This is a genomic window from Dietzia sp. IBK-p2-16D, assembly GCF_057773085.1.
This window is the reverse complement of the sequence record NZ_JBYMTL010000044.1, coordinates 1-466: the sequence shown is the minus strand read 5'-3', so window position 1 is coordinate 466 and position 466 is coordinate 1. Positions and strand designations below refer to the sequence as shown.

Below are 466 nucleotides of genomic sequence, written 5' to 3'. Positions count from 1 at the left end.
CAAAGTTGACGGTAGTGATGACGGACATAATATCCAGCAACACGGTCTTTGCCGTGCTCTTCGCAAGCTGAGTCGTGAGCCGGTCGAAACGCCCCGCAGCGGAGCTTTCGAGAAGCTGTTGATGCGTGAAGTCCATCGGAGTGATCTTCCGCTTGTCGAGAGTGACAGTGACGGCAGAGATGACGCCTCCGGTCTGTTCCCAGACGGTCGTTGACTGCGTGAAGGTAGTGGTGGTCGTGTTTCCGTAAAGCGGCACGATAACGGTATCACCCTCGCTGCGAAGATCGTCCGAAATATCGGTCGTAAACGCATTGAGCGGCATGAGAAGAGCATTCAACTGTTGGAAAACAGTTTGCCCGAAAATCTTGTCATTGAATGTGGTGGCCATGGTTAGTTATGGTGTGTGGTTAATGGTTAAGCAGAGGGTTTGGCTTTCCGCATTTCTTCGCGGATCGCCTTTTCGTGA

The 466-nt window shown here is 52.1% G+C and carries 1 protein-coding gene; it reads right to left on the bottom strand.

Annotated elements, in window-relative coordinates; translation table 11 throughout:
- Window positions 1-388: hypothetical protein (locus AC3DE3_RS17255; RefSeq protein ID WP_488370847.1), on the bottom strand; the 388-nt coding region annotated here is incomplete at its 3' end.
- Window positions 389-466 lie beyond the last annotated feature (78 nt).